Source organism: Streptomyces sp. AgN23 (genome assembly GCF_001598115.1).
GTDB classification, from domain to species: Bacteria; Actinomycetota; Actinomycetes; order Streptomycetales; family Streptomycetaceae; genus Streptomyces; species Streptomyces antimycoticus.
This window is the reverse complement of the sequence record NZ_CP007153.1, coordinates 286,219-305,843: the sequence shown is the minus strand read 5'-3', so window position 1 is coordinate 305,843 and position 19,625 is coordinate 286,219. Positions and strand designations below refer to the sequence as shown.

Genomic DNA, 19,625 nt, shown 5'->3' with positions numbered 1-19,625 from the left:
GTTGGAGGCCGCATGACCCCGCACCCGTCCCCGGCTGCCCGTAGCCTGCCGCAGAGCGCGCTCGCCGATCTCGCCGATGTGCCCGCCACGAGCCGCTGGGTGTGTTCGGGCGCCACCCGACTGCACGTCCTCGACTACGGCGGCCCTGGTGTCCCGCTCCTCGTCATGCCCGGCATCACCAGTCCCGCGATCACCATGGACTTCGTCGTGCGTGAGCTGACCGACCTCGTACGTCCGGTGGTCGTCGACGTCCGTGGGCGCGGGCTGTCCGACGATGGCGGCGGCTATGGGCTGGAGGAGTACGCCGAGGACACGGAGGCCGTCGTCATGCGGCTCGGGCTCGACCGGCCGGTGCTGTTCGGGCATTCCATGGGCGCGCGCATCGCCGCGGTCACCGCGGCGCGGAACAAGGTCCCGCTCCGGGGCACGGTTCTGGGCGACCCGCCCATGAGCGGCCCGGGGCGCGGACCCTACCCGACACCCCTGGACGCCTTCCTGGACCAGCTGGCGCAGGCCGTACGCGGCACCACCGCCGCGGAAGTGGCCAGGGCGTGGCCTCGGTGGCCGCACCGGGAGCTGGAGTTGAGGGCCCGGTGGCTGGCCAGTTGCGGCGAGGAGGCCATCAAGGCCACCCACCGCGGTTTCGAGAGCGAGGACTTCTTCGACTGGTGGTCCTCGGTCCCCGGCCCCACGGTGCTGCTGTACGGCGCGGACAGCCCCGTGGTCACCGAGGTGGGCGCGGCAGAGGCGGCGCGGACGAACCCCACGGCCTCGCTGAGCCGGATACCGGACGCCGGCCACATGCTGTTCTGGGACAATCCTCCCGCCGCTCTCGCGAGCCTGCGGGAAGCACTGCGCCCGATGCTCGCCTGACCGGTGGCTCCTCGATTCCCAGCCCCTCCATCCCCGCGCGGGGGCGATGACGTGGCGTGCTTAAGTAGGCGCCATGGCTGACGAAACCGCACCTTCGACGTCCGCGCGGCCCCGGCCACCCGCCGCGCTGACGACCGCGCCCGGGTACCAGGTCCGGCGCCTGTACCAGGCATACCTCGCCGTCTGGATCAGGGCGGTCGACCCGCTCCTGACCGGGCCGCAGTTCGCGGTGCTCCAGGTCGTGGACGCGAGTCCGGGGCACGACCAGCGATCGCTGGCGTCAGCGGTCGCCCTCGACACGTCGACCATGACGGACGTCGCCCGCCGACTGGAGAAGCGCGGCCTGATCGTCCGCAGAACGGCCGCCGACGACGGTCGGCGCAAACTGCTCTATCTGACCGAGGAAGGCAAACACACCCTCGACGACGCGAACCGCCGCGCCCGCCTGCTCGACGAACAGCTCCTGGAGCCGTACGGACCACAGCAGCGCGACGACATCACGCAACTGCTCGCATCCCTCGCCGACCACTGGGAGCAACTGACTCAGGACGGGTGAACCGCCGTGGCACGGCAGGCCACGGGAACGGGCCCGCGGGTCGTCGGCGAGTCCCGTACACCGGACAACCGGAGGATTCCGTGACCGATCATCACGTCGGCCTGATCGTGCCCAGCTCGAACCTCACCATGGAAAAGGAGTTGCCCCGGATCCTGCGGCTGCGCGAGTCGGCAGTCCCCGAGGACCGGTTCGTGTTCCACAGCAGCCGGATGCGCATGCAGCAGGTGACCCCCGAGCAGCTGCGCGCCATGAACGCGCAGACCGAGCGTGCCGCGCTGGAACTCGCCGACGCGCGGCCGGACGTCGTCGCCACAGCCTGTCTCGTCGCGATCATGGCACAGGGAGCGGGGTACCACTGCACGGCGGAGGACGAGATCGCCACTGTGCTGCGAGCGCAAGGCGCCCAGGCACCCGTGGTGTCCAGCGCGGGTGCCCTTCTCGACGGCATCAAGGCACTCGGGGCCAAGCGGGTCGCGATCATCACGCCCTATATGAAGCCGCTCACGGGGCTGGTCGCGAACTACATCGAGGACGCGGGCATCGAGGTCGTGGACGCGCTGAGCCTGGAGGTACCGGACAATCTCGCCGTCGCCCGGCTGGACCCGGCGGATCTGCTCGACCACTGGCGGCGCCTGGACCTGTCACGTGCCGACGCCCTCGTACTGTCGGCGTGCGTCCAGATGCCGTCCCTGCCGGCGATCCAACCGGCCGAGGACGCGGTCGGCCTGCCCGTCCTGTCCGCGGCCACCGCCACGGCGTACCGCATCCTCGTCGAACTCGGCCTGCCCCCGCATGTGCCGGGCACCGGCGGCCTCCTCGGCGGCCGCCTTCCCGTCCCCGCCCGTAGCGCTCCGGAATAGCTTCGCCTGAGCTGGTCCTACCGTCCAAGCGTGGGTCCGGGCAGGGAGGCCGGGCGTGCCCGGCCCGCGCCCGGCCCCGGCTGCCACGCACGCCACCACGGGAGGCAACGGCTGTCGGGGCGGGACCTGAGCCACGGCCCTGCGGCTGGGGCGGGGCCTGAGCCCCGGCTCTGCGGCTGCGGGCCCGCAGGACCAGTGCGACCAAGGCCGCGGTCTCGGGGTGGCGTACGTCGTTGCCGGTGAGTTCGAGGAAGCGGTTGAAGCGATGCTGCACGGGGTTGCGGTGGCACTAGACGGCGGCTGCCGTGTCTGCTGTCGCGCGTTGCCTGCGAGGTGGACGCTCACTCTCGGCCGACGCCCGCGGGCCGAGTCGCGCGGTCAGCACGGCCTGGGAGCCGAGGGCCTGCTGCTGGACCGGGACCCCGGCCGCGCGCAACTCCGCCGCCGCCCGCCGCCCGCCGCCCGCCGCAGCGCCGCGGCGTGCTGCGCGGAGGCCGCCACGCACACGCCGCTCCCTGCCGGCTGGAAGCCGAGAGCCCGGGCCAACCGGTCACACCCGCTGGGTCGTCGTAGTCTTCACTCCACGTGGGGGCAGTCGGAATCAGGGTCCCGCGTGATGGCGATCACGTCGTCGAGCCGGTCGGTGATCCGGTGGTCGATGCGGACACGCTCGGCCACCAGCTGGTCCAGGAGTGCCGGGGGCGCTTCACCCGAGTCCACGCACGGCAGCACCTGGCGGACCACGCTGTTCGGGCGGCCGTCCGACTTGCACCTGACGTCAACGTGAGGTTTTAGCGTAGTGAGCGTCGGCGCTCGCCGAACATTCACCCATCACCCATTGATGTCACGAACGGCCGGTTCAGGCCGTGTGGGAAGGCAGAACGTCATGCGCGCAGTCCGTTATCACGAGTACGGCGGTGTGGAGACCCTTGTGGTCGAGCAGGTGCCGGACCCGCATCCCGGGCCCGGCGAGATCCGCGTCCGTGTCGCGGCGGCCGGCGTCAATCCCGTCGACTGGAAGGTGCGTTCCGGTGCGGTGCGCGAGGTGCTCCTCGTGGACCTGCCCGCGATTCCTGGGCGTGATGCCGTCGGCGTGGTCGACGAGATCGGTGCGGGCGTGCAGGGGGTGAGCATCGGCGACCGTGTCTTCGGGCTGGGTGGCGTCACCGGCGCGACAGCGGAGCTGGCCGTGCTCTCGGCCTGGGCTCCCGCGCCCGCCACATGGACCGACGAGGAGGCCGCCGGCGCCGGTCTGGCATCCGTGACCGCGATGGGCGGGCTGAAGGCGCTCGGTCCGTTGCGGGGGCGCACCCTTCTCGTCGAGGGGGCCGCCGGAGGCGTGGGCAGTGCCGCGGTCGAGATCGCGGTGGCTCGGGGCGCCACCGTGATCGGGACGGCCAGCGAACGCAACCACGAGTTCCTCACCTCCCTCGGAGCCGTTCCGACCACTTACGGCACCGGCCTCGCGGAGCGCCTCGCCACGCTGGCTCCGGACGGCGTCGACATCGCGCTCGACACTGCGGCCTCCGGGTCCCTGGCCGACCTCATCGCGATCGTGGGCGACCCTGCTCGTGTGTCGACGATCGCCGACTACACCAACGCGCATCGACTGGGTGTGCATTTGGGCAACGCGGAGAACGACTCCACGCTCCTCGCCGAAGCAGGCGAACTCGGTCGGCAAGGTCGCTACACACCGCGCATCGAGCGGACCTACCCGCTCGAACGGATCGCGGAAGCGCACGCATACGTCGAGCGCGGACACACGCGAGGGAAGATCGTGGTCTGCATCTGAGCTTGTCCCACCGTTCGGGGCTTCCCGCGGCTTCGGTCGCGGAAAGCCTGGCCCGATCGCGACGTGACCAGTGAGCCTGTGCGGCCCAGCCCCACGAAGCACGTCCTGTTCGATGTCGACGGTACGTTGATCGACGCCGTGGACAACCAACGCCGGGTCCGGGAAATGTGGGCGGAGCGATATCGCCCTGCCGCCGCGGTGGAGCGGGCGAACCGTCGCCCGTGCCCTCCCTGTTGGCCGCTGAGCAGCTCGGTGCCGAACCCGAGGACTGCCTGGTCATCGAGGACGCCCCCTCCGGAGTCGAGGCAGGGCTGAGGGCCGGCATGACGGTGTGGGGAACCAACGCCGCGGTCGCGGTGAGCGGCGTGCACCGTCACTTCGGGAGCCTGCGCGAAGGAGTCCCCGACATACTCGCCTTCGCCCGCTCGAAGGGATCAGCCGCAGTGGAATGATCATGGTGTGGCTGGTGTGATCACGGTGGCGGAGTCGTCCCTGCGGGGCGGGTCCGACGTGGCGCTGAGACATGGGGGTCGTGCCTGTACCGCGTTCGCGTTCTCACGCCGAGGCATGGGAAGGCCAGGCGGCCGCGTCGAGAACAGCCGGTCCGCGGGCACGATCCGGCGGCCGCCTTGATGCGCCGTCAAGAACTCGAGGCGAGTTGTGAGGTCCTGAAGGTCAGCGATCTGGAGATGCTGGACTGTGCCGACTCGGGGATGCGGCGGTTCGGCGAGGCCATGCGCGATTCTCACGAGGGGCAAGGAGAGGTTCGGCGAGTTGACGGGCATGGAGAGCACTCCTCGCGCCCGCGTGACGTCCTCTGTGCTGCCCCAAGGTCCGCGGTAAGAGTGCATCGCTCGGCGGTGGGGGCATAGTTTGGGGTGTCCACGACCCGGGAGGGGGCGCGATGAGGCGTACGGAAGCGGCCGAGCAGTTGGGGAGATTTGTGCGGGAGCATCGCACCGACGGCGCGCGGCGCCTGCGGCAGGCTGGTATCTGGCTGATGGTCGGAGCTGTGGGCACCGCCTTCGGGATGCCGGTGGCGATCGCGTCGGTGGGCACCACCGACGGGGCCCCGGGGCTGGCGGGGTTGCTGCTCGGGGTCGGTCTGGTGGGGTGGGGGCTGGGGATCTGGCGCCTGGTGCAGGCGTTCCGTACCCGGGAGCAGTGCTTCGACATTCACGAGCGGGGATTCACCCACCGGGTGGCGGGCACCGCCACCGTGATCCCCTGGCAGGACGTCGCGCAGGTGAGTACCAGCGGTGGTGACGGCCGTCCGCTGGCCGACGCCCGGGGCATGGGCTCTACGTGCGAGATCCGGCTGCACAGCGGACGCCGGATCCGCGTCGATGCCTTCACCGAGGACCTCCGGGACCTGGCGGCGGTCGTCCATCGTGCGGTTCACCTCGGGCAGTTCCCCCAGGGCCGGGGACGCTGACCCGACCCGGCTGCCGCGTCCCGGCCGACGCAAGGGTGCACCCCTGCGCCCCGGTGCGGCTGGACGTCGATGGACAGGCCGTCGTCGGTCGTGCCGTGGGGGACGCGGGTGGTGGTGGATCGGCGCGATGGCTGGACGCTCAGCCTTGCCCTGGGGGCAACGTCAACAGGTGTGCGGGGAATCAATGCGCCGCGGCGGCCGCGTGATCGCCGGGCCCCGGCTGCCGGAATCCGGGCGGGTTCACTCCGCGAGCAGTTCGGCGGTGCGGTCGGCGACCTCCCGCCGCAGGGCGTCGCGCACGGCTCCCACCGCCGGGTGGGTGACCGCTTCCCGCCGCATGGCCAGGGTGATCGGGAGCCGGATGTCGACCTCGTCGGCCAGCAGCCGCCGCAGCGGTTCCCTGCGGGCGAGGAAGGCCGGCAGCACACCGATGCCCGCTCCCAGTCGGGTGGCTTCGAGCTGGGCGAAGACGTTCGTGGAGGAAAACGCCGGGGTGGCGCCCGGCAGATGGCGTTCGATGTCGAGATCGCCGACCTGGAGCATCGACTCGATGTAGAAGATGAGCGCGTGATCCCGAAGGTCGGCGAGTGTCTCGGGGCACCCGCACCGGGCGAGGTACTCATCGCTGGCGTACAGCCCCAGCGCGTAGTCGGTGAGGTGCTCGGTCACCAGGCGGCCGCCCGGCGATCCGCCGATCGCCAAGGCGAGATCGAAGCCGGACGGATGCAAAGTCAACTGCCGTGTAGCCGTGATGAGTTCAACCTGAAGCCCGGGATGATGCCGTCGCACCCGGACCAGGGCGGAAGCGGCGAAGACGGTGCCGAAGCCGTCCGGCGCGCTGACGCGCACGGTGCCGCGGAGTGAGCGTACGCCCTGGCCGGACACCGCGTCGGCGACCCGGGCAAGCGCGTCCTCGATCGCGCGTGCGCTCTCCGAGACCTGCTTCCCGGTGTCCGTCAGGGCCCATCCTTCCGTGCCCCGCTCCATCAGCCGGAGGCCGAGGCTTTTCTCCAGCGCGGCGATACGGCGGGACACGGTGGTGTGGTCCACCCCGAGCGCGTCGGCGGCGGCCACCAGACGCCCTGTACGGGCGACCGCGAGCAGGTAGCGCAGATCGTCCGCGCGGAGCCTGCGCGGATCGACCGTGCCGCGGCCGGTCTCCGGACGCGGTGCCGGGTTCTCGCCGGCCGGCCGGGAAGGGGGATGCATCAGAACACCGTATCTGCATTTCCGCAGAACCGGTCTGCGTCATTGGCGCTTGAACGCACACCAGGGCGGGCGTCACAGTCGAACAACCGCAGAGCATCCCGCTTCCCTCCACAGCCTTCCTCCCACCAGCGCTCCTCCCACCGTCGAGAGGTTCTCCATGGTTGCCAATCTGTCCCTGCCGCGGATCATGCGCGTCGGCCGAGGTGCCGCCGACGAGTTGGCCGACGTCATCACGGGCCTGGGACTGAGCCGCCCCCTCCTCGTGACGGACGCATTCCTGGTCGGGACGGGTGCGGCGGAACGCCTGACCGCGACACTACGGAAGGCCGGCCCGCACCCGCGGCTGTTCTCGGGCACCGTGCCCGACCCCACGACCGACTCCCTGGCCTCGGGGCTGGAAGCGCTGCACGACCACCAGGCGGACGCGGTGATCGGGTTCGGCGGCGGCAGCCCGATGGACACGGCCAAGGCGCTCGCCCTACTCGCCCTCCAAGGCGGTCATATGCGCCAGTACAAGGCCCCGCGGATGAACCTCGGCCCTGCACTCCCGGTGATCGCGGTCCCCACCACCGCCGGCAGCGGTTCGGAGGCAACCCAGATCACCGTCATCACCGACAGTGCCACGGACGAGAAGATGCTCTGCATGGGCCCGGCGTTCCTGCCGCTCGCCGCCGTCGTCGACGCCGAACTGACCATATCGATGCCGCCCCGGCTGACCGCCGACACCGGCATCGACGCACTCACCCACGCCGTTGAGGCGTACGTGAGCCGCAAGGCCAATCCCTTTTCCGACCCCCTCGCACTCACCGCGATCCAGACGATAGGCCGCCATCTCCACCGCGCCTACGCCGACGGCGGCGACACCGAGGCCCGCGAGGCCATGATGCTCGCCGCGACCCAGGCCGGCATCGCGTTCTCGAACTCCAGCGTGGCCCTCGTGCACGGCATGAGCCGCCCGATCGGCGCCCACTTCCACATCGCCCACGGCTTGTCGAACGCCATGCTCTTCCCCGCGGTGACCGCCTTCTCCGCACACGCGGCGCCGAGCCGGTACGCCGACTGCGCCCGCGCCCTGGGAGCCGCGACCACCGCGGACAGCGACACCGTGGCCGCCGACAAGCTGGTCGACGCGCTCGGCGGCCTGTGCCACGACCTGGCCGTACCCACACCCCATGACTACGGCATCGACCACGACGCGTGGAGCCGGCTGACGCCCCTCATGGCCGAGCAGGCCGTCGCTTCCGGTTCACCTGCCAACAACCCCGTCGTACCCACCACCGAGGAAATCCAGGACCTCTACAACCGGATCTATGCCTGATCCCCGCCCAGCAGAAGAGTCACAGCGATTGTGGGTTGGGGCTGAGAGGGCTGATGTGAGATGACGGTTGTGGGAGGTCGGGGGTTTCGATGAGCGGAAGCCGCCGGCCCGCATCCGATCCGGTCGGGTTCCAGCCGCCGGGTTCGCCCCCATCGGGCACGCGGCGCGGATACACCGTCCACTGAGCCGGAAGTCAGCGGCGCCCGAATCGTGTCGCCCAGTCTCCGGTGAGCCCTGGGAGTGCGGTCGCCGCGAGGCCGGCTGAGTGTGATGGGTTGCTGCTGGTGGTCGAGCCGTCGTCAAGGCCGTCCCGACGGCGAGCTGGAACTCCTTATCGTCGCCGGGCCTTTGTCCTACTTGGAGGAAACAGTTCCTGGCGCACCCGGGGTAGGGCTGGTGGCATTCCAGGCGGCTTCGATCATGCGGAAGATTTCGTCGACGGCGGCCTGCGGGTCGGCGGCTTCGCGGGCCAGTGAGAAGGCGTCGATCGCGAACCTCGCGATCGCGCGGCAGGCCGTCGTGGTCCGTGACAGGTCGGGATCGGCGGCGATGGCCGTTGCCAGTGCCTCCGCGTGGCGCAGCCTCATCGATCCCTCGTACTCCCGCAAGGCGGGTGATGCGTCGATCAGGTGCCAGGTGGGGGCGGCGCTGTCCGCCATGCAATGTCGTACCAGGGCCTGGATCTCGCGGCGCAGTGCGGGGATGAGGGGCTCATGCGGCGCCCGGCCGGTGACCGCCTGTGTGAGGCGTTGCTCGAAGTTTTCGTCCTGCTCGAATACCAGCGCCTCTTTCGAGGCGAAGTGGGAGAAGAGCGTGGTGACGGCGACGTCCGCTTCGGCGGCCACGTCGCGGATGCCCACCGCGTCGTATCCGTGTTCCAGGAAGAGCCGCAGGGCGGTGTCGGCGATCTTCTGTCGGGTCGCGGCCTTCTTGCGCTCACGACGTCCGGTCGGCGCGGTCATGCCCTGACACTATCAGATATGAATCCGTAACCGTTTTTTAAAGCTAACCGTTAGTGCTACGGTCGGTGGCATGAAGAGAGTGAGCTTCGCCGAGTTCGGCGGTCCGGACGTTCTGCAACTCGTGGATGCCGAGGAGCCCCATGCGGGCCCCGGCCAGGTACGCATCGCTGTACGGGCGGCGGGTGTGAATCCCGTCGACTGGAGGATCCGGGAAGGCCAGATCCTGGGGGCCCATCCGGTCGAGTTGCCCTCGGGGGTCGGCCTGGATGCCTCCGGGGTGGTGGACGAGGTCGGTGAGGGGGTCGAAGGGGTCGAGGTCGGTGACCACGTGTTCGGCGAAGGGTTGAGCACCTATGCCGAGTTCGCCGTGCTGTCGGCCTGGGCGCGGATGCCCGGGGGGCTGACATTCGAGGAGGCGGCCGGGTATCCCTCCGTGGTGGAGACCGCGCTGCGCATCATCCGCGAGGTCGGTGTGCAGCCCGGACAGACGCTGCTGGTCAGCGGTGCGTCCGGGGGAGTCGGGTCGGCGGTGCTGCAGATCGCGCGCGAGCGCGGCATCGCGGTGATCGGTACGGCCGGGGCGGCGAACCAGGACTATCTGCGGAGCCTGGGTGCCGTTGCCACGACGTACGGCGAGGGCTGGGTCGAGCGGGTGCGCCGGCTCGGCCATGTCGACGCGGCGCTCGATCTGGCCGGCTCGGGCGTGATCCGTGAGCTCGTCGAGCTGACCGGGGATCCGCAGAGGGTGATCTCCATCGCGGATCTCGGTGCACCGGAGTTTGGTGTCCGGTTCTCCGGCGTGGCCGGGAGTGTGCCGGAGGCGCTGGCCGAGGCGGCCGGTCTCATCTCGCGGGGGAAGCTCCACATCCCGGTCGAGAAGTCGTACACACTCGCCGAGGCCGCTGCGGCGCACATCGACAGCCAGGCCGGTCACACGCGCGGGCGCCGGGTCGTAGTCATCTGAGCCCTGTCCCGCGCGGTCGCAGGGCCGGCAGGCTGAATTGCTCGACGGTGGAGTACGTCGGCAGCCGGTTGGCCGGAACCGCCGTGGCCACCGGCCCCGGCCCCGGCCGTACCGACCTCCACGCGGTCTCCGGGCCGGGGCCCGGCCGCCCGCCGGGCCCCCGGTGAGGCGACCCGCGCGGGGGAGAGCTCGCCGCTTTCGTCGGCGTTCCAGGTGTCCCGGGTCAGTTCTGGCGGCCCCAGTCCGGGCGGTCGGCCAGCCCGGCGGCGGTGAAGGCGGCCGTCAGGTCGTCGCGGCCCTCGGTGAAGTGGGCCCAGCTTCCGTAGTGGACGGGGACCACGCGGCGGGCGCCGAGGATCGTGGCGGCCTCGGCGGCCTGGGCGCTGTCCAGGACGATCAGCTGGTTGTCGAAGGCGAGCCGCCTTCGCCCTCGTTGCCGGCCCACAGGCCGAGCACGTCCTTGCGGCCGGCCGCGTCCACCCCGACGGCCAGGAGTAGCCGACGCGATCGGTCATCTCCGCGTCCAGGGCCCGCTCACGGACTTACGCGATCTTTCGGGGGTCGGACACCTCTGCGCGCCATCGATCGGGGGTGATATGGCGTGAGGCCGCGCTCCGTCCGTGCCATCGGGTATGGCGGTATGGGCGGTGGAGGATTCTCTCGCCGCCGTAGGCCCGACATGGACCGGGAGAGGGCGGATGGCGGATGAGGCGAGGGCCGGTGGCCGGGGGGCCGGTGCGCGCCGGGATGTGGTGGGCGGGACGGTGGAGGTGCGGGGCGGTTGGGCCGGGCTGCTCGCCATGGTCCCGGTGCTGCTGCTGGTCGGGGGCGTGGTGCTGGACGTCTTCGGGCCGGTGCCGTATGCGGGGTTGCCTCTGCTGTCCGCGAGCCCGCTCGCGGCCTGCATGGTGCTGGAGTTCCGGGGCGCGGTGATCACCGCGGCCGTTGCCTGTGTGCTGGCGGTGTGCGTGGACGTGCTGGTGAACCGCCCGCTGACGGCGCTGGTGGTGGATCTGCTGGACGTGGCGTTGATCAGTGTGATCGCGTTGTGGCTGAAGTGGGTGGTCCAGCGTCAGGGGCAGCGTTTCGCGGCGGTGCGAGCTGTGGCCGAGGTGGCGCAGCGGGCGGTTCTGCCGCTGCCGCCTGCGCGAGTGGGGGCAGTGTCGGTGGCCACGCGGTATGAGTGTGCGGACGCGGAGGCGTCGGTGGGTGGGGATTTCTATGCGGTGCGCAGTACGCCGTTCGGGGTGCGGGCGCTGATCGGGGACGTACGGGGCAAGGGGTTGCCGGCCGTGTCCACCATGGCTGTGGCGACCAGTGCTTTCCGGGAGGCGGCGGAGCAGGCGGTGACGTTGTGGGAGCTCGCGGAGTACATGGAGCGGGCCCTGCTCCGGTTCGCGGCGGACGTCGGTGATCAGCCGGACGCACTGGAGCGGTTCGCCACCGCCGTACTGGTCGAGGTCAGCGAGGAGGAGGGGCGGGTGCGGTTGCACCACCGCGGTCATCCGCCGCCGTATCTGATCCGCGGGGGCCGGGTGATGTCGCTGGAGCCCTCGGTTCCGGGGCTTCCCCTGGGGCTGGGAATGCCGGAGGGCGTGGATGTGTCCGGCTGTGACACCTTCCCCTTCCAGCAGGGGGACTGCTTGCTGCTGGTGACCGACGGTGTCACCGAGGCGCGCGACCGGCATGGGGTCTATTACGAACCCTGTACGAGGCTGGCCGGCCGGGATTTGCGCACACCGTCGGAGGTGGTGGACACGCTCGTTGCCGATGTCACCGACTGGACCGGGGGCCGGCGGCGTGACGACATGGCGATCCTGGCCCTGGCGCCGGTCCGCTGACACGCCGGCGCTGTCGAGGATCTTGAACGGGCACCACGTTTGAAGTTTCACGCTGACTGGGCCAAGCCCCCGTAGTAGTCGGGAACTTTGAGGTGGATACGGGCTGGCCGGCCGGCAGGAATGCGGTCAGGTGGTCGTATCCGGGGTGGCGACGTCGGCGGGGGCCTGCTCAATGGCTCCTGGGTATGCCTCTCGCCTGGCGCGCTCGGCCGGTGCCCGGTGCCCGGTGCCCGGTGCCCGGTGTCCGGTCTCCGGTGTGGCGTGGGGTCAGGACTGTTCCAGGGCCCGTTCGATCGCGCGGCGGGCCCGGCCCGCGGCCGCCCGATCGTGGTGGAGCTGCATGGCGGCGTTCAGCGCCAGTCCGGCGGCGAGGATCTCGAACAGCGCCTGGTCGATGTCGAACCCGGCGGGTAGCTCGCCGTTCTCCACCGCCGAGGTCAGGTCCATCCGCAGCTGTTCCCGCCAGCGCGACCACACCTCGGCCACCGCGTCGCGGACCCGGCCGGGGCGGCCGTCGTACTCGCTGAGCGCCGCGGTCATCAAGCAGCCGCCGGGCAGCAGCGGCGCTTCCAGGTAGTCCACGGAGTTGGCGCACACCGCGCGCAGCCGCCGCAGACCCGCCGGCTCGGCCAGTGCGGGCTCGACCACCCGGTGCCAGAAGTCCACGAACGCCTTGTCCAGCGTGGAGATCTGCAGCGTCTCCTTGGTGCCGAAGTGCTTGTGCACCCCGGACTTGCTCATCTCCAGCTCCTCGGCGAGCCGGCCGATGGTGATGCCGTCCAGCCCTTCCTCGGAGGCGATCTCGGCGGCACGGCCGAGGATCCGGCCCCTGGTGGCCTGCGCTTCTGCCGCTGAGCGTCGTGGTGACATGTGACGAGGATAGCGTACGGGCGTTCGCTATTGATTTGGTGAACGGCCGTACGCTAAATTCCGGGCAACAACCACAGGGGCGAAGGGGAGTGCGAGATGCGGGTGCGACGACTGGGCTGGGCCGGAGTGGAGATCGAGGCGGGCGGCGAGCGACTGGTGGTCGACTACGTGCGGGACCTCTCACCGCTGTTCACGGGGTGGAAGCCCGGCGAGGGGCTGGCGGTGCCGAGCGGGAAGGTCGCCGCCGCACTGGTCACCCACCTGCACCGGGACCACACCGACGCGTCCGCGCTCGCGGACGCGCTGACGCCGGGGGCGCCGGTGCTGCGACCGGCGCCCGGTCACGGCGACGACGTGGACAACGTGACGACGCTGCTGGCCGAGCGTGAACTGGTCCTGCACCGGCTGGCCGCCGAGGCCGTGGATGCCTGGTCCACCCGCGACATCGGGCCGTTCCGCGTCACCGCGGTCCCCTCCGTCGACGGGCTGGGAGACCCGCAGCTGAACTGGGTGGTGCAGGCCGACGGGCAGCGGGTCTTCCACGGCGGCGACACGATGTTCCACGGCTACTGGTGGCTCATCTCGCGCCGGTTCAGCCCCCTCGACGCGGTGTTCCTGCCCGCCAACGGCGCGGTGGTCGACGCGCCGCACCTGCAGCCGCCGAGCCCGCTGCCCGCCGCGATGGACCCGAGGCAGGCCGCCGCGGCAGCGGAGATCCTCGACGCCCGGTACGCGGTGCCGATGCACTACGAGGCGGAGCAGCCGGACAAGATCGCGGGCTACGTCGAGGTCTCCGACCCGGAGAACGAGTTCCGCACGCACGCCGGACCGCGCGCCCACGTGCTGGCCGTCGGGGAATGGCTGGACCTGGCCACATGACCGGAAACTCCGCCATGCCAACGGGCTCGGGCAGCACCAGGACACGGCTCGGAGCGGAGCGGCGTCGATCTCGTACGGCAGGCCCTGGTCGCCGCTCGGGAGCGGCGAAGTGGACACCGGCCGCTTGGACGTTGTCCCCGACGCCCCGGCCTACGGCACCGAGCCGCGGTGGAGCGTGCCGAAGCTGATCGCGGTGGCCGACACGGAGGCGCCGGCGTGGGTCACCGTCGGGCGGGGTGATGGTCTGCCCACGTCCTCACACTGGGCGGGCGTACCTCAGGCGGCGAAGCGCTTGGCGAGGAGTTCGCCTTCCTGGGCGGCCTGTTCGTGTGCGGTGGCCAGGACCCTCTCGTGGAGGGGGATGAGGTCGGCCATCGCGGGGACGAGGGGGGCGTGGGTGAGCTCGGGCAGGATGATGCGCAGGTCGAGGCCGAGCATCCGGTTGAGGATGGCTTCGAGGGACGGTACGAGGTGGTCCATGCCGTGGTTGGGGGTGCCGGGTCCGAAGCTGCCGCCCCGGGCGGTGATCACGGTGGCGGGGCGGCCGGCGGTGGGCGGAGTGGCTCCGATGGCCAGGGTTCGGCCGAAGATCATGATCTGGTCCAGCCATGCCTTGAACACCGAGGGCATCGTCAGGTTGTACAGCGGGATGGTGAACAGGTAGGCGCTCGCGCCGAGGAACTCCTCGATGAGTTCGTCCTGGAGGGCCTGCGCCTTGGCCTGCTCCGGGGTGTGCTGGGCGGGGTCGGTGCTGCGGGCGGTGATGCTCTCGGCGGTGAGGTGCGGGACCGGTGCCAGGCCGAGGTCGCGGTGGATGACGGGGCCGGTGAAGGAGGCGCGGAAGGACCGGGCGACCCTGCGGGAGACGGATCCGTCGCCGGGAGTGGCCGAGGAATCGATGTGGAGAAGATGCGACATATCCGTGTGGTCTCTTTCGGTTTCGGTGGGTGTCAGGACGGACGGGCAGGCGCGTCGGCGCCCGGTGCGGTGCGCATGCGGACCGCACGGCTCTCGAGCCCGCGGACGGTGCGGGCCGCGAGGGACTGCCTCAGGAAAACGAGGGTGGTGCCGGCTTCCCGGCCGGGAAGCGGCCGGTGACGGGGTGCCGGAGGTGATGAGCCACGGGTGCCGATGGTGATGAGCGGCGTCCGGGGGCTGCCCCGGCGGAGGCGGGGCGGTCGCCTCCTGTCCGCCGGGGCAGGCGGACGCTCAGCGAGTTGCCGTGCCGGGCGCGGCAGCGGCCTCCCGCAGCGCGGACAGGAACGTGTCGACCGGCTGCGCGCCGGAGAGGCCGTATGCGCGGTTCAGGACGAAGAACGGCACTCCGCTCGCGCCGAGCGCCTGAGCCTCGCGGGTGTCCTCCAGGACGTCGGCCGCGTAGGCGTCACCGGCGAGAACCTTGCGTGCCTCGTCGGGCGGGATCCCGACCTCCTTCCCCAGCCGGACGAGGGTATCGACGTCGTCGACGACCTCGCCCTCGATCAGGTGGGCGCGCATCAGCCGCTCGTGCATCTGGGAGCCGAGGCCGTGGGCACGGCCCAGCTGATTCAGGCGGTGGGCATCGAAGGTGTTGACGAGGACGGCCCGGTCGAAGTCGTAGGCGAGCCCTTCTGCCGCCCCCAGCTCCACAAGCTGCCCGGTCATCGCACGGACCTGCGCCGATGAGCCGCCCGTCTTCCTGGCAAGGGCGTCGTACACGGGCTCCCGCACGCCTTCACGGTGAGTGGGGTCGAGCTGGAAGCTGCGCCACACCACCTCGACTTCGTCTGCGTGCCCGAACTGGTCGAGTGCCTTGTCCAGCCGGTGCTTTCCGATGTAGCACCACGGGCATACGACGTCCGACCACACCTCGATCCGCAACCGCTGCTGCCCGCTCACAGCGGGCACACCCCGTCCGAGCAGAGGGGAGCGTCGTCGGCCCCGACGACGACCAGGGCAGGGGCGGGGGCCGGTTCCTCGCCGGACGGCGCGGGACCCGACTGCGCCCCGGGCCCGGGGGCTTCATCCAGTGAGGTGCTCACGGGATCCTCCTTGGGTTACTTATTGTGCGTAACCCCAGTCTGCGGCAGCATGGGAGGAACTGGAAGGAGGCACTTTGATGTCAGTCACGAACATGAATGTGCCCGAGGCCATCAAGCCGACCGACGACTGCGCCGTCCGTGAGGTGCTCGACCTGGTCGGCGACAAATGGAGCGTGCTGATCGTCGTCCTCCTCGGCCGACGCACACACCGCTTCTCCGAGCTGCACCGCGCCATCGAAGGGATCAGCCAGCGCATGCTCACCCTGACCCTGCGCGCGCTGGCCCGCGACGGCCTCATCACCCGCACCCCGCACGCGACCGTCCCGCCCCGGGTCGACTACGAGCTGACCGATCTCGGCCGGACCCTGCTGGGCCCCCTCAGTGCGCTGGACACCTGGGCCAACACCCACCGCGAAGAGATCCGGGCCGCCCGCCGACGCCACGACCAAGCCTCCTGAAGCGTGCCGGAGAAGCGCGCGTCCGGCCAGGACGCAGGCGGCTGCCGCAGTGTCAAGGCAGGGGCCGTCACCGAGGACGGCCGCCTCCCGAACGGGCCGGTCATAAGGCCAATCCCGTCCGCTGCCGGTCGGTCGGCGGTTCCCACTCGACCGGACCGCGTCGGCCCGCGGAGGCAAAGAGGGTCTGTTCTTCTGCGGGTTCCGGCCCGTCAGAAACAAACCGGCCCCTGACTGCTGAGGAGGCCGGGCGGAACCGGACGGGCTGACCGTCGTAGCCGCGGACGATGTCCCCGGCTACAGCCGGGCGAAGTTCAGCCGCGCGCCGTATAGGGCGGGGAAGCGGCCTGGCCGGTGAAATCCAGGTCCGCGTCGGGCCGGCGTCGGGCGCGGCAGGTCGGCTGTGCGGCGGGCCCAACTGGTGAGGTGGGCAAGGCGCGATGAGTCTGGGCGGTGCGTGCTGTGGCCTCCGGCGTCTCAACGAGTTGGGGGCGGCTGTCGTCGCCAGGCGAGCGGGTGTCGAGCAAGGCGAACCGTTGCGGACGGACGATCGCCCAGCATATGCAGGCTGCCGCCAGGCCGAATCCGTACCGTCGGTCGTCCTCCAACCGACTCGTCGACGCGCCCGCGCCGCCCGTTACACCCGCGCCGCCCTCGTGACGGCGCCATGCCGCGGCTGCCGCCGGGTTCGTTCGTTCAGCGCTCGTTGATGAGGCCGGAGACCGGCTTCTCGGCGTTCGGTCCGGGTTGGGCGGCGTGCCGCGCCACGCCGTCGCCCGTTCGGCTGGAGGCAGGTGGCGGTCCACGCCACCGCTGGGCCCCGCACACGCCCCGGTTTTCCCAGCGACCCTGGTCCCGTCCCGCGACGTCCAGACGCGTCGTTGGCCGGGCCAGTACCAACGTGATGTCCGCGGTGACGCTGACAGCGCCGTATAGGGGGCGCCGCCATGCGAAGGGAAGCTCGCGGTCAGCGGCGCGTGGCCTCGTTGATGGCGTCGCGCGTCCGGTCCACCAGGGACGCGAAGGGGCCCACCGTCCACTGAGCCGTCGGCGACCCTGCCGCCGAGGGGTGCGGATGAGTGGGTGCGACCTTCTCGGCGGCCCGCAGGCGCGTGCCCATGTTTCTGAGCTGCTCTTCGCTGCGCCCGGCGTGCACACCGGGGAACTCCTCGCGCTCTTCGTGTTCGGCATGGGCGATCACAGCCTGTTCGAACGCCGCGAGCTGCGCGTCGAAGTCGGAACTGGTGAGGTCCATCTTCTCCAGCCGGGCCAGCACCTTGTTGGCCTCTGCTTCCTCGCGGTTACGGGCCTCGGCCTCGTCCTTGCCGATGGTGTCCTCGGCGACCGGGCGGACGATCATCTCCTCCGCCGTCTCGTGCACCGCCAGCAGGGCACGCAACTCGTCGAACGCCTGCTGTTTGTGTGTGCCCTCGGTGCTCTTCACCTCCGTGAAGAGGTCGCGTATGCGTGCGTGCTGCTCCAGCAGGATCGCCACCACGTCGCCTTCCGGCAGTCGCGCGGCCTCCCGGCGTTCCTCGTCTGCCTGGCTCATCGCGTCGTCCTTCCCTCGCTCCTTGTTCCTTGCCCCATGGGTCACCCCGCGGGCGCGACGGAAACGATGAAACGGCGATAGGGTCGAATATCCCTGTAAGGAACATATCGGGAATATCCGCGCGGCAAGGAGTGAGTCTGCTGTCGCCGTAGGAGCCGTTATGTCGTTCAACCCGTTGAAGCAGCGGGGCATCCCGATGTGGTGGCGCTCCTGGTGCGTCAGCACGGCGAGATCCGCCGTCTCCAACGCCGCCGCGGCGGCATGGAACGACGTAGGGGCTGGGGGACGACCTGTCGGCCGGTCCGCGCGACTCGCCTCGCTCGCCTCCTCCGCGGTCCACCGGGAGCGCTACGGGGCGCCCACCCGCTGCCGCTGCCGCTCGCCGTCGGTGTGCGCCTTGCCCATCAGCGAGCCTTCTTCCTGCTCGTAGTGGGACAGGGCGAGGCCGAGGCAGAAGAGGGTGGGTGCCCACTCGCCGACGAAGATGCCCCACCGGTCCGCCCGGTCGAGGCCCTTACCGGGTTCGGCGCGGAGGGACGTGGCCCATGTGAAGACCGACAGGCCGATGGAGGCGACGGCGGCGGTGTAGGCGTACTCCGAACGCAGGCCGATGTCGTGAAGCTTCTTGATCACGGCGGTGCTCCTTAGAGAGGGTCCCCCCTCAGGTCCGCCCTCGTGTGCCCATATTTCGGCGGGTGACACAGGACGGGCTCAGGACGTGGGCCGCTTCTTCGAGGAAGCCTTCTTGGTGGGGCTTTCTTCTTGGGCAGCATCTCCCGCCCCTCGCCTTCGTCGCCTTCCTCGCCGCGGACCTGGTTCGCGGCCCCCACGCTGTCCTGGAGGGCGGACATGAGGCCGACGACCTCGCTCCGGCTAGGCCGGCGCCTCCACCCCAGGGGACGCGTGTCCCTGGTGAGCCAGTCGAGGCGAGGAAGACCGCTGCCAGGCCGTGGTAGATCGACGACGAGTTGTGGGTGCGCATCGGGCCGCTGTTGCCGGGCGCCCCGAGTAATCCGTGGCGTCCGGGTCGTAAGCGTCTGGATAGCCGCAAGGCTGTGCGGGATCCTGTTCGTGCTGTACACCGGTATCCGCTGGGAGTTTCTGCCCCAGGAGCTGGGCTTCGGCTCGGGGATGACCTGCTGGCGAGGGAGTGGGGGCCCGGCCCGTTGGCCGTGAGGCTGCTCGGGGGCAATAGTGGAAGTGAGGCATCCCTGAAGGAGTGGAGGATTCCATGATCATCTTGGGGATCATTCTCCTCGTCGTCGGATTTGTGACCGGCATCAGCGTTCTCTGGACCATTGGGATCATCCTCCTCGTCATCGGAGCGATCCTGTGGGCCTTGGGCGCCCTCGGCCACGCGATCGGCGGGCGTCGACACTACTGGTAGAGCCGTCGCTGCAGGCTGCGCTGTACGTGTGGACTGGCCGTCGTGGGCTCGTCGAACGGGACTGGGAAAGCCCGATAGGGGCCGCGAGTCTCCTCCAGAACAGTGACCACCGCCCGGTCTGTGCCACGCGGTATTCCGGGTCACCGGCGAAGGACAGTGCCAGGGACCGGGCAGCCTGACAGGGCCACTCCTCGGCGGCGTAGTAGAGCCAGTCGGGCGCCAGTCGCGAGCAGGGGGCGCAGCCGGTGAACGATCGCACCCGCTGCTCTGCCCGGCCACCAGCCGTCTCGATATCGGGGGCTGGATCGCCCTGGGCTCATGGGCCACGAGGTGTTCAAAGCCTCTCGTTCAGCCGCATCAGCAGGAAGCGGAAGCCGAGCAATTCTTCTACCCACAGCGCATGACGGGCCACCGCTCGATGCTCCAGTTCTCCACGGCGCATCTTGTGCCGCCGGATCGGGCTGAGCGGGGTCGGGTGGGGGCGTGCGCGTCCGTCCCGCTTTCATACCTGGGCGCTGCGGGCCCGGCGGTGGCCGGGCCCGCAGCGGTGTGTCTCGGGCGTCGGGAAGGAGGGAGTCGTCTTGGGCGCGGGCGGCGGAGCTGCTGGGCGACGATCAGAGCAGCGTCGACGTCGGCGGGCGCCGGGGGCGA

20 protein-coding genes and 4 pseudogenes are annotated in these 19,625 nt (G+C 70.6%); 14 read left to right on the top strand and 10 right to left on the bottom strand.

Annotation, left to right across the window (positions count from 1 at the left end):
- Window positions 1-12: 12 nt before the first annotated feature.
- The 3 genes from AS97_RS01480 (at window position 13) to AS97_RS01470 (ending at window position 2,289) form a co-directional block, all read left to right on the top strand.
- Window positions 13-873 (top strand): alpha/beta hydrolase, encoded by an 861-nt coding sequence (locus AS97_RS01480; protein ID WP_059144024.1) that lies wholly within the window; start codon window positions 13-15, stop codon window positions 871-873.
- A gap of 73 nt (window positions 874-946) precedes the next feature.
- A complete protein-coding gene (locus AS97_RS01475; protein ID WP_059144025.1) occupies window positions 947-1,429 on the top strand; it encodes a MarR family transcriptional regulator in 483 nt (160 codons plus the stop codon).
- A gap of 80 nt (window positions 1,430-1,509) precedes the next feature.
- Entirely contained in the window at window positions 1,510-2,289 is a 780-nt protein-coding gene (locus AS97_RS01470) for an aspartate/glutamate racemase family protein (RefSeq protein ID WP_086706090.1), read from the top strand.
- A 576-nt stretch (window positions 2,290-2,865) separates the two neighbouring features.
- Here the strand turns inward: AS97_RS01470 and AS97_RS01465 are convergent.
- A complete protein-coding gene (locus tag AS97_RS01465) occupies window positions 2,866-3,009 on the bottom strand; it encodes a hypothetical protein (RefSeq protein WP_201724812.1) in 144 nt (47 codons plus the stop codon).
- 166 nt (window positions 3,010-3,175) lie between these two features.
- On the opposite strand from AS97_RS01465, the gene AS97_RS01460 reads away from it, so the two are divergent.
- The 4 genes and pseudogenes from AS97_RS01460 (at window position 3,176) to AS97_RS01445 (ending at window position 5,516) form a co-directional block, all read left to right on the top strand.
- Complete coding sequence (locus AS97_RS01460; RefSeq protein ID WP_210564195.1) at window positions 3,176-4,081, top strand: NADP-dependent oxidoreductase; 906 nt, start codon at window positions 3,176-3,178, stop codon at window positions 4,079-4,081.
- A 63-nt stretch (window positions 4,082-4,144) separates the two neighbouring features.
- A pseudogene (locus AS97_RS01455) lies at window positions 4,145-4,533 on the top strand (HAD-IA family hydrolase).
- A gap of 156 nt (window positions 4,534-4,689) precedes the next feature.
- Window positions 4,690-4,797: pseudogene (locus AS97_RS01450) on the top strand (GlcNAc-PI de-N-acetylase); the annotation flags it as partial.
- Window positions 4,798-4,985: 188 nt separating this feature from the next.
- The gene (locus tag AS97_RS01445) at window positions 4,986-5,516 is read left to right on the top strand and encodes a hypothetical protein (protein ID WP_210564194.1); all 531 of its coding nucleotides are present in this window, start codon (window positions 4,986-4,988) and stop codon (window positions 5,514-5,516) included.
- A gap of 240 nt (window positions 5,517-5,756) precedes the next feature.
- Here AS97_RS01445 and AS97_RS01440 read toward each other — a convergent pair whose 3' ends face one another.
- Complete coding sequence (locus tag AS97_RS01440; RefSeq protein ID WP_210564193.1) at window positions 5,757-6,725, bottom strand: LysR family transcriptional regulator; 969 nt, start codon at window positions 6,723-6,725, stop codon at window positions 5,757-5,759.
- A 157-nt stretch (window positions 6,726-6,882) separates the two neighbouring features.
- On the opposite strand from AS97_RS01440, the gene AS97_RS01435 reads away from it, so the two are divergent.
- Complete coding sequence (locus AS97_RS01435) at window positions 6,883-8,043, top strand: iron-containing alcohol dehydrogenase (protein ID WP_059144030.1); 1,161 nt, start codon at window positions 6,883-6,885, stop codon at window positions 8,041-8,043.
- A 353-nt stretch (window positions 8,044-8,396) separates the two neighbouring features.
- Here AS97_RS01435 and AS97_RS01430 read toward each other — a convergent pair whose 3' ends face one another.
- Entirely contained in the window at window positions 8,397-9,005 is a 609-nt protein-coding gene (locus AS97_RS01430) for a TetR/AcrR family transcriptional regulator (protein WP_059144031.1), read from the bottom strand.
- Between the two features lie 70 nt (window positions 9,006-9,075).
- Between AS97_RS01430 and AS97_RS01425 the strand changes: the two genes are divergently transcribed.
- Entirely contained in the window at window positions 9,076-9,969 is an 894-nt protein-coding gene (locus AS97_RS01425) for an NADP-dependent oxidoreductase (protein ID WP_086706880.1), read from the top strand.
- Between the two features lie 223 nt (window positions 9,970-10,192).
- Here AS97_RS01425 and AS97_RS01420 read toward each other — a convergent pair.
- Window positions 10,193-10,381 (bottom strand): annotated as a pseudogene (locus AS97_RS01420) (MBL fold metallo-hydrolase); the annotation flags it as partial.
- 286 nt (window positions 10,382-10,667) lie between these two features.
- On the opposite strand from AS97_RS01420, the gene AS97_RS01415 reads away from it, so the two are divergent.
- Window positions 10,668-11,810: a PP2C family protein-serine/threonine phosphatase gene (locus tag AS97_RS01415; protein WP_210564192.1), complete on the top strand. Its 1,143-nt coding sequence runs from the start codon at window positions 10,668-10,670 to the stop codon at window positions 11,808-11,810.
- A gap of 267 nt (window positions 11,811-12,077) precedes the next feature.
- On the opposite strand, the gene AS97_RS01410 is transcribed toward AS97_RS01415, so the two are convergent.
- A complete protein-coding gene (locus AS97_RS01410; protein ID WP_059144034.1) occupies window positions 12,078-12,680 on the bottom strand; it encodes a TetR/AcrR family transcriptional regulator in 603 nt (200 codons plus the stop codon).
- Window positions 12,681-12,776: 96 nt separating this feature from the next.
- Here AS97_RS01410 and AS97_RS01405 point away from each other — a divergent pair, with 96 nt between their 5' ends.
- Window positions 12,777-13,559 carry an MBL fold metallo-hydrolase gene (locus AS97_RS01405; protein WP_210564191.1) on the top strand — a complete coding sequence of 261 codons (783 nt, stop codon included), beginning with the start codon at window positions 12,777-12,779 and terminating at the stop codon, window positions 13,557-13,559.
- A 276-nt stretch (window positions 13,560-13,835) separates the two neighbouring features.
- Here the strand turns inward: AS97_RS01405 and AS97_RS01400 are convergent, their stop codons facing one another.
- The 3 genes from AS97_RS01400 to AS97_RS01390 all read right to left on the bottom strand — a co-directional run bounded on the left by AS97_RS01400 (window position 13,836) and on the right by AS97_RS01390 (window position 15,580).
- Complete coding sequence (locus AS97_RS01400; RefSeq protein ID WP_125756626.1) at window positions 13,836-14,477, bottom strand: NAD(P)H-dependent oxidoreductase; 642 nt, start codon at window positions 14,475-14,477, stop codon at window positions 13,836-13,838.
- 291 nt (window positions 14,478-14,768) lie between these two features.
- The gene (locus tag AS97_RS01395; RefSeq protein WP_210564190.1) at window positions 14,769-15,437 is read right to left on the bottom strand and encodes a DsbA family oxidoreductase; all 669 of its coding nucleotides are present in this window, start codon (window positions 15,435-15,437) and stop codon (window positions 14,769-14,771) included.
- Window positions 15,434-15,580 (bottom strand): hypothetical protein, encoded by a 147-nt coding sequence (locus AS97_RS01390; RefSeq protein WP_156107465.1) that lies wholly within the window; start codon window positions 15,578-15,580, stop codon window positions 15,434-15,436. The genes AS97_RS01395 and AS97_RS01390 overlap by 4 nt, the downstream gene beginning before the upstream one ends.
- A gap of 77 nt (window positions 15,581-15,657) precedes the next feature.
- On the opposite strand from AS97_RS01390, the gene AS97_RS01385 reads away from it, so the two are divergent.
- Window positions 15,658-16,038, top strand: coding sequence for a helix-turn-helix domain-containing protein (locus AS97_RS01385; RefSeq protein ID WP_059144036.1), 381 nt, complete (start codon window positions 15,658-15,660; stop codon window positions 16,036-16,038).
- Window positions 16,039-17,002: 964 nt separating this feature from the next.
- Here AS97_RS01385 and AS97_RS01380 read toward each other — a convergent pair.
- A complete protein-coding gene (locus AS97_RS01380) occupies window positions 17,003-17,587 on the bottom strand; it encodes a hemerythrin domain-containing protein (protein WP_210564189.1) in 585 nt (194 codons plus the stop codon).
- A gap of 348 nt (window positions 17,588-17,935) precedes the next feature.
- Entirely contained in the window at window positions 17,936-18,220 is a 285-nt protein-coding gene (locus tag AS97_RS01375) for a hypothetical protein (RefSeq protein ID WP_059144038.1), read from the bottom strand.
- A gap of 323 nt (window positions 18,221-18,543) precedes the next feature.
- On the opposite strand from AS97_RS01375, the pseudogene AS97_RS46695 reads away from it, so the two are divergent.
- Together AS97_RS46695 and AS97_RS01370 are read left to right on the top strand one after the other, a co-directional pair.
- A pseudogene (locus AS97_RS46695) lies at window positions 18,544-18,733 on the top strand (transposase); the annotation flags it as partial.
- Window positions 18,734-18,818: 85 nt separating this feature from the next.
- A complete protein-coding gene (locus tag AS97_RS01370) occupies window positions 18,819-18,974 on the top strand; it encodes a DUF6131 family protein (protein ID WP_086706874.1) in 156 nt (51 codons plus the stop codon).
- The last annotated feature ends 651 nt before the right edge of the window (window positions 18,975-19,625 follow it).